This is a genomic window from Neomoorella sulfitireducens (assembly GCF_024733845.1).
Lineage (GTDB): Bacteria > Bacillota > DSM-521 > Neomoorellales > Neomoorellaceae > Neomoorella > Neomoorella sulfitireducens.
In genome coordinates this window covers 190,141-198,078 of the sequence record NZ_JANRHG010000004.1, presented here as the reverse complement: position 1 = coordinate 198,078, position 7,938 = coordinate 190,141, and the positions used below count along the sequence as shown (strand labels likewise).

Sequence of the window (7,938 nt, the reverse complement as noted above, 5' to 3'; positions counted from 1 at the left end):
CTGTTCTACCTCTTCTAAAAAAATAATTTTATCGTATGGCAATTTTTATTGTAACCCGTACCCGGTAAATATAACTCGAAAGGGACTGCCCAGCAGTCCAGTTACGTGAACCTATCTTCTCGTTAATGGTACCACTGATGCATTCCCTCTCTGCTACCTTCAGTTCGTCACTGTTCGCTAATACTAATATTCTAAATTACCATTTACCGGCCATGATTAGAAAAGCCGGGATTAATAGAGTGATTACACCTTCTATCGCCAATAGCCAACCGATAAATTTTCCCCATGCCAGTTTCAAAGCCATAGACGCAAAAGCAGCCAGGAATAATACGGCCCACGACAAAGCGAAAATACCAAATCGTAAATCGCCGATACTAAAATAGAAATAAGAGGTAAGGGCTACATAAAGCCCGGCTCCCAGGCAATAATAACCCAGGCCGGTCAAATCATGTTCACCAAATAAGTCCCAAGCAAGAATAAGATAAAACATCGAAAAGGCCATCGTAAGCCCCGCAACTATTAATGTCGCCCCATCTCTAGCTGTACCAGACAACCACAAACCAAGAACCGCCATTAAGGAACCTACTATGGCATTAGCGGTTGCGGCCCCTTTGGGATTAACTTTACCAAACATAAAAGCGGCATCTACCAGGAAAATAAAAGATGCTATTAATAATACAATAGCAGCCATTAAAAACCCTCCTAATTATTTTATTTTAATTTTTATTTTTGCCTGGTACAGGCAAAATTTTGCCTGTACCAGGTTGATAAAAATTCTAAAGTTACACCTCCAGCACGCTATAGCGTCCATAAGGAACAAAAGCCACCCGTGCACTGGCACCATGTTTGGCTAGAGCATCTTTATAAGCCTTCTCTAAATTGTCATAAACAACAAACCCAAAATCACGTGCTATTTCCAGATTTTCGGGGCGGGTAACAATATAATAATCAGCATGAAGCATGGCGTTATAGATCTTGTACCAGATGCATCCCGCCCATAGTTCCCGAGAACGGGTGTAGAAAGCCTTCAGGGCTTTTTCGTTATTCTCCGGGGTAGGTGGCATAAAGTCCTTTACCAGGTCCATCAGGGCAAATCCAGGCCAAGAACCATAGCCTGGGCAAGGAGAGGTAAAGATTACCGTTCCCCCAGGTTTCAAAATTGGAAGGCAGTTGACAATTGCCCAGCCGGTATGAAAGAACAAGTGATCGGTCGGTGCCGATGAACCAGCAATGACTATATCAGCCTTATTATCCTTAAATGCATCGGCTTGAAAACGATAAACCTGATCATAAACTTTGACAGCTTCCTTGTGAGCCGTGACAAAATCACCGGCATTAACGTAAGTTACTTCAAAGCGATTATTGACGATCATATTGATACCCATCGTTACTCCCGCCAGGCGAGCGGCTTCGTATTTATCAAGCTGCATCCGGCAATTATTATTACCAGGTACGCAATCCGGGGCTAGAGACATAATATGATTTATCTCAATCGTTTCGTTGCTAGATACAGCGGGTATAATCATACCCGAGCCACCATAACCCCATAAAGTAGCCTGCGTAGTACTTACCGTAAGAATAACATCTGCTTCTGCTACCTTACGGTGAATCCAGACAGGCGTCCCGGCAGATGTGATACCTTTAAAAACATAGTTTTCTGGCTTGCTCACATCATTGCAAAAGACTTCGATACAGCTCTTAACAATATCGTGACCCAACTTTTCTTCTATTTCTTCAGCCGATAGTGCCGGGACCTTACCGCAACCGATGACAATCGTAACCTGCGCGCCCGCGTTTTTAGCCTTTTCAATCAGTACAGGCAGGACCTCACGCACCGGTGCCTGGCGAAATTGGTTTTCAGTTATAATTGTAACTTTTCTGGCACCGACCAGAAGTTCAGATAACTTTTTACTGCCCACAGGATTTTCTACAGCTGCAGCTACAGCCTTGGTAATACTGGGTAAGGGCGGCTGCTCATGAGGAATAAAACTTCCTGCTAAATTCTTTTCATCTACCTCAAGTTCAAGGAACACGCCGCGATCCTCTGCAGTTTCATAGGGCACTTGCAGTTTCATGAAAGATACCTCCTTCAGTAAGTTATTATTTATTCTGCGGGTTAACCTCTTGGTTAACCTTTTTGCCGTTTCTCTTCCAGTGCCCGAAGGATCCTTTCGGGTGTTAGCGGTAACTCATAAAACTTAATCCCACCCAGGGCATTAGAAACGGCATTGACGATAGCAGGTCCCCCAACGTTGGCTACTATCTCGCCACAACCTTTAGCACCGAAGGGGCCAAAAGAACTGGGCTTTTCAATAAGAATACTTTCTATACGAGGCATATCCAACGCCGTAGGAATACGGTACTCTCGAAAACTTGTGCGCATATGTTTAATAGAGGGGTAATACGGCAACACATCTTCGGACAGGCCAAAGCCAATACCAAAACCGGCCCCGCCTTCTATCTGCCCTTCCAGCAATAAAGGATTTATGGGCGTGCCCATTTCCAGGGCGACATACATCTTCTCTACTTCTACAATACCTGTCTCGTCATCAACGGTAACCTCAGCTACACAGGATATATACTGGAGAGCCTGGAAAAAATCAGCCTTGCCTGTTTCATTATCCCGGGGCGCAAAAGTTGGGCAATGTCGCCCAATACCTATAAGCGCGTCCTGCGCCACCCAAAAAGCCTCAGCTGCCAAGTCCTTGACCTTGATACTCTTTTCAGGTTCTAAAGTAGAAGTAATTACACCTTCCTGGTATATTAATTTTTCTACCGGCGTCTGGAATTTAGCCCCGGCGTACTCCAGTAGCTTGTATTTTAAGGCTTCTGCAGCTTTCTTCACAGCGTTGCCGCAGACCAGGGTCGTTCTGCTGGCAAACTGCCCGGTGCACATGGGGTCGGCATCGGAATCGCCGGCAATCACCGTGACGAGATTAGGGTCCAGTTGTAAAACCTCTGCAGCTATCTGGCGTGCCACTGTTTTAATGCCCTGTCCCATTTCGACCGAGCCAATATTAACTGTTACAGACCCATCAGCATGCAAACGGACAATAGCCTCGCTGGGGTCATTACCCCCTGTCAAACCTGAAGAATGAATAGTCACTGCTACTCCCTTACCGCGTTTTTTCATTATGCTGTACACCTCCTCAGGTTTATTTATTATACCAGCCGGAAGCCTTGATAACAGCTTCCAGGGTTTCCCTGACACCCACTGCTTCCAATACCTGCTGGGTCGGGAGGATATCGCCATCCTGCAATAGGTTTTTCATCCGTACTTCAATCGGGTCCAGGCCGGTTATTTCGGCGATAATTTCCATTTGGGTTTCATTTGCTGAAACTGATTGGGTGATACTATAACCCCGCATGGGACCCGTCACCTGTTTGTTGGTATAAACAACATACCCATCAAACCATACATTTGGAATTCGGTAAGGCCCATTAATTTGAGAAGTAAGCTTCATCATGCCGTAAGTTCCGAAATCATTGTAAGCACCGGTATCCTGGATATAGCGAATTTTCCGGGCTACCAATGTCCCGTCCTTCTTAAACCCGGTCTTCATCCACATAATATCCGCACTACGTACTGTTGAAATTAAAAACTCTTCTTCTCTGGTCCAGCGCCATTTTACAGGTTTGCCGGTTTTCCTGGCCAGAATGGCACAGACAAATTCTGTTGCCGGGTTAGACTTGCCACCAAAACCTCCGCCGGTCGGACTGGATACTATCCGCACAGTGTTTATAGGTACACCAAGTACCCCACAGATTAAAAACTGATGCCAGGAAGTAGTTTGAGATGCAGTATAAATAGTAATATGCCCGCTGGCATCTGCTTCTGCCACGCTGCAATGGGGTTCCAGGAAAGCATGTTCATTCATAGCGGTACGGAATTTATGCTCAATAATATAATCCGATTCTGCAAAACCTTTCTCGACATCCCCCAGGCGAACCATCATGGCATCATAACCGCCAAATTTGGCAATATTGCCACCCTCATGAACTTCAGGCGCCCCCGGATGCATGGCTTCTTCAGGGTCAAATACAGGGGTTAATTCTTCGTAATCGATTTTAACCTTATCTACGGCTTCGTAGGCGGTATCTTCATCCACAGCGGCGACGGCAACCACCGGTTGTCCAAGAAATCTGACAAACTTATCAGGCAGAACAGGCTGGTCCTGGACAAAAGCACCCCAGTAATTATTAGGGACGTCTTTATGGGTGATAACTCCCGCCACCCCCGCTACTCTTTCTGCGGCAGTGGTATCGATATTCAGGATGCGGGCATGGGGCACTGGTATTTTAGCCGTTTTTACATAAAGCATACCGGGTAGATAAATATCATCTACATATCGTGTCTGCCCCGTCGTATGCCGGTAGCTATCATATAAAGGAATCCTATGGCCGATTACTTTTCCCATTACATATCCCTCCTCATGCTGTAATACTCTGGACTGCTTCTACTATCTTCTGGTAACCCGTGCAGCGGCAAAGGTTACCGGAGATAGCCCGCCTGATCTCTGCCTCTGAGGGTTTGGGATTTTTATTCAACAAGGCTTTAATAGCCATTACCATGCCCGGGGTACAATAACCGCACTGGGTACCGTGATATTCAGCCAGGCGTTTCTGAATAATATCAATTTCTCCATTGACAATTAAACCTTCAACAGTAGTCACGCTCTTACCCGCTACCGTTGGAGCCAAAACCAGGCAAGAGTTCACCAGTTCCCCATCAAGTAAAACAGCACACGCACCGCAATCGCCTGTTTCACAACCCTTCTTAACACTGGTTACACCTAGTTTATCACGTAAAATGTCAGTTAAAATAGCAGTAGGTTTGACGTCTACTTTTACTTCTGTTCCATTTAAAACAAACCTGACTTCCATCTTTTTAAACCTCCTCTTGCTCACTTGCCAGGCCGCTCGCCTCTGCCAGAGCCCTTTTAAGCAGCACCTTAATTACTTTACGGCGGTACCAGGCTGTCGCGTAAGTATCATCAATGGGATTGATATACGCATCTACCTCATTGACCGCTTGTTCGATTAAGCTCCAACTCATTTTTTTATCCACAAAAATTTCTTCCAGGCTGTACAAACGAACAGAGGTACTGGCCACAGCACCGGCGCCAATCCGACAGGCCCTGCACATACCTTCGGTATCCTGTTCTATTTCCACGGCGATGTTTATAATAGCCGTTGAACTGCCTTTCAGGGTTCCAATCCTCTGGTAAGAACAACCTTTCTTTATACCAGTTGCCGCCTTGGGTAAATGAACACCATAAAGAATTTCGCCCGGTTTTAATACCGTCTTTCCTTTATCAACAAAAAACTCTTTCACAGGCACCAGCCTGTTTTCATGCAATGATTTTATACTGGCCAGGGCGCCGGCTGCCAGCAAAGCCACACAACTGTCGCCGGCAGGGGAAGCATTGACAAGGTTGCCGCCGATAGTACCTGCGTTACGGATGGCAGGCGTACCCATATGGTAGCTGGCGTACCATACATTATAAGCCTTTTGTTTTAAAAGTTCCGAAGCGGCTATGCGGGCATGGGTTACCAGGGCACCAATGAAAATATGCTCATTATGCTCAACTATCTTTTTCATTTCTACAATATTGCCGAGGTAGATCAAACCCTGCAAATCCTTTACTTGCCTTAAATTCAGCCGCGGGACGACATCCGTTCCCCCGGCTAGTAGTGTATAATTGCTATTACGTTCCAGGACTTGTAAAGCCTCGGTAAAACTGCCGGGTGAATAATACTGAACGCTCATCACTTTCGCCCCTTTCGTTTATTAATTGCCTTTTTTGAATTTTTTACGTAACTGGCTTAACATTACTCCACTTTAAAAATTTTTACTTTGCCAGGCCGCTATTATTCTTACCTTTCACCTCCCTCATCTGTCTACACCCCGCTGCCGCAGCCACTTTGGCAGGAGTTCACTCTCCACCCGTTCGCTGACTGCCGGCGCTTTCTTTAGCAGCAGCTCAGCCAGGGGTTCGCTGACGTTAATGCCGCCCATGGCACCGTCAAAGATGAGGACCTTGCGGGTACCGGTAGTCTTATAGGCAAACTCCATGGCCGCTTCCGTTGTTTCGGCCACCACCGCATGCTTCATATAGGTCAGGTTCTGGGGATCACGGTTGAAGAGGTCCGCCTGCTCCTGGCCCACTACCACCGTGGGGATGTGCTCGCTGAAGAAGGCGCTGGGATATCCCGTCCAGGCGTAGTTGTGGACGCACATCTTGATGGCCGGGTTCAATGGGGGTATATCTTTCAGGAGCGGCTTACCTGCCTTGCCGTAGAAGGCTTCCGTGTACCAGGTATAGGCCGGCAGGGGCAGGTCCAGGTCGTAGAGATCGGTATTGGCCCCGGCAAAGTTGGCGTAAATGACCCCGGCCGAAAAGACATACACCACCGGGCAGGGAAAATCAAGGGCGGCAATGCACTCGTCGATCTCGCCGAAGAGGGTCATCATCTTGCCGTAGTAACGGCAGCCGATCTGCGTCACCCGGTCGTTCAGGGCATAGAGGTCGTTGTCGGCGTCGACGCCGATGATGCCGTTGGGTGCCACCGTGAGGAAGGAAGCAAAGGCAAACTTGCCCTGGACAAAGGGCGAGTCAAAGATGGCCCTGGCCGTAAAGTTAGCCGCCCGGGGACCCAGGTTCTGGTGATAAGTGGACCGGGTCTCAATGCGGGCGTAGGACATGCCAAAGGGCTTCACAGCCCGGTCTACCTGGCGGTGGAAGTGGACCTCGCGCACATCGCTGTTATGGGCATGGACAATCCAGTCGGCGTCATAAATCTTGCGGATGCCGTACAGCGTGCCTATCTCGGTTTCAATGGGTATCCCCTGGTCGATGGGCGCCACGCCGATGGCCTTGCCGCCAAAGTGCTTATCCAGGCCATAGCGCTTGATATACTCTTCCGTCTCCCGGAAGCGCAGGCCCACACCGGCCCGCAGGCGGATATTCTTACACCCCGTCCGGGCTTCGATAACGTCTTTGAGGGTCTTTAGCATCTCGGCGTAGGGCTCGCCGCCCAGGAGAGTGAAGCCGTGATGGGAGGCCAGGATATTGACCGAGTGCTCCGGCTTGATCTTACTCATATCGATTTTTTGAAGGGCTGCCTCAGTAGCTTTACGGACGGCGGCCACCCCCTCCTCGCCAGGATAAATTACTTCCGGCAGGTCAGGGAAAAGCTCTTTCAGCAATACGGAGGTCATGCCCGGCAACTCGCTGACGCGAGTTTTAACCAGGGAGGGGTCAATGCCATACTGGGACTTCCTTGGTGGTATGGGTGTAATGGGAGGACGCATCAGGAATCCCTCCTTCCCTGTACAGGTGCTGCCACTACCCGGTCCAAAAGTTTGATGTCCTCGTCAAAGTAAAAGCCGCGGGTAGCATACTTGTGCTTGACTCCCTCAGGTATCTCCCACACCGTTACCGTCCGGCCGTACCACTGCCAGCCGTCCCGGGGCGGTTCGGGCTTGATGCCGGCCGCTTCCAGGAGGCGCAGGATGGGCTGGATGCATTCCACCTTGCAGCCGGTACGGGCCCCCGTGAGGAAAGAAACCTCTTCCGGGGACCTCGCCCCCTGCAAAATGGCGGCGGCGACTTCTTCCGCCCGCGTGGCCGTACAGTAGCAGATGATCTGCTCCGGGTTCAGCCTGGCGCGGCGGCAGAGGTCTTCCACCCTGGCATAGTCAACGGCGCTGACGTCGACTTTGACCACCACCGGCTCTTCCCGTTTCACCATGGTAATGGCGTAGTCCGGGCAGCGCTGCTCGCAGGCGGCACAGCCGCGGCAGCGTTCTGCGTCGACAACGGCTTTCCGGTTCACCACCTTGATCGCCAGCACCGGGCAGACCTTCTCGCAGGTTTTACAGCCCCGGCACTTTTCGGCAGCAACTGCCGCCAGCAAATTGACTACCTTCAAGTT

Annotated in this window: 8 protein-coding genes; all 8 read right to left on the bottom strand. The window is 49.2% G+C overall.

The genetic code is table 11. The features are described from left to right. Positions 1–196 precede the first annotated feature (196 nt). Complete coding sequence (locus NWF31_RS06405) at positions 197–691, bottom strand: AmiS/UreI family transporter (protein WP_258359670.1); 495 nt, start codon at positions 689–691, stop codon at positions 197–199. 91 nt (positions 692–782) lie between these two features. Next, positions 783–2,075, bottom strand: coding sequence for a lactate racemase domain-containing protein (locus NWF31_RS06400; RefSeq protein ID WP_258359669.1), 1,293 nt, complete (start codon positions 2,073–2,075; stop codon positions 783–785). 53 nt (positions 2,076–2,128) lie between these two features. Beyond that, positions 2,129–3,133, bottom strand: a complete 1,005-nt coding sequence (locus NWF31_RS06395; RefSeq protein ID WP_258359668.1) for a xanthine dehydrogenase family protein molybdopterin-binding subunit — start codon at positions 3,131–3,133, stop codon at positions 2,129–2,131. A gap of 22 nt (positions 3,134–3,155) precedes the next feature. Next, the gene (locus tag NWF31_RS06390) at positions 3,156–4,418 is read right to left on the bottom strand and encodes a xanthine dehydrogenase family protein molybdopterin-binding subunit (protein WP_258359667.1); all 1,263 of its coding nucleotides are present in this window, start codon (positions 4,416–4,418) and stop codon (positions 3,156–3,158) included. Positions 4,419–4,431: 13 nt separating this feature from the next. Next, on the bottom strand, positions 4,432–4,884 hold the full coding sequence (locus NWF31_RS06385) for a (2Fe-2S)-binding protein (protein ID WP_258359666.1): 453 nt from the start codon (positions 4,882–4,884) through the stop codon (positions 4,432–4,434). A gap of 4 nt (positions 4,885–4,888) precedes the next feature. Next, entirely contained in the window at positions 4,889–5,770 is an 882-nt protein-coding gene (locus NWF31_RS06380) for an FAD binding domain-containing protein (protein ID WP_258359665.1), read from the bottom strand. A 123-nt stretch (positions 5,771–5,893) separates the two neighbouring features. Then, positions 5,894–7,315: a hypothetical protein gene (locus NWF31_RS06375; RefSeq protein ID WP_258359664.1), complete on the bottom strand. Its 1,422-nt coding sequence runs from the start codon at positions 7,313–7,315 to the stop codon at positions 5,894–5,896. Beyond that, positions 7,315–7,935: a 4Fe-4S binding protein gene (locus NWF31_RS06370; RefSeq protein ID WP_258359663.1), complete on the bottom strand. Its 621-nt coding sequence runs from the start codon at positions 7,933–7,935 to the stop codon at positions 7,315–7,317. The genes NWF31_RS06375 and NWF31_RS06370 overlap by 1 nt, the downstream gene beginning before the upstream one ends. Between the last annotated feature and the right edge of the window lie 3 nt (positions 7,936–7,938).

Coding starts and splice junctions, on each gene's coding strand:
- NWF31_RS06400 (WP_258359669.1), bottom strand. CDS start 2,075: ATGAAACTGCAAGTGCCCTATGAAACTGCAGAGGATCGCGGCGTGTTC.
- NWF31_RS06395 (WP_258359668.1), bottom strand. CDS start 3,133: ATGAAAAAACGCGGTAAGGGAGTAGCAGTGACTATTCATTCTTCAGGT.
- NWF31_RS06390 (WP_258359667.1), bottom strand. CDS start 4,418: ATGGGAAAAGTAATCGGCCATAGGATTCCTTTATATGATAGCTACCGG.
- NWF31_RS06405 (WP_258359670.1), bottom strand. CDS start 691: ATGGCTGCTATTGTATTATTAATAGCATCTTTTATTTTCCTGGTAGAT.
- NWF31_RS06375 (WP_258359664.1), bottom strand. CDS start 7,315: ATGCGTCCTCCCATTACACCCATACCACCAAGGAAGTCCCAGTATGGC.
- NWF31_RS06385 (WP_258359666.1), bottom strand. CDS start 4,884: ATGGAAGTCAGGTTTGTTTTAAATGGAACAGAAGTAAAAGTAGACGTC.
- NWF31_RS06380 (WP_258359665.1), bottom strand. CDS start 5,770: ATGAGCGTTCAGTATTATTCACCCGGCAGTTTTACCGAGGCTTTACAA.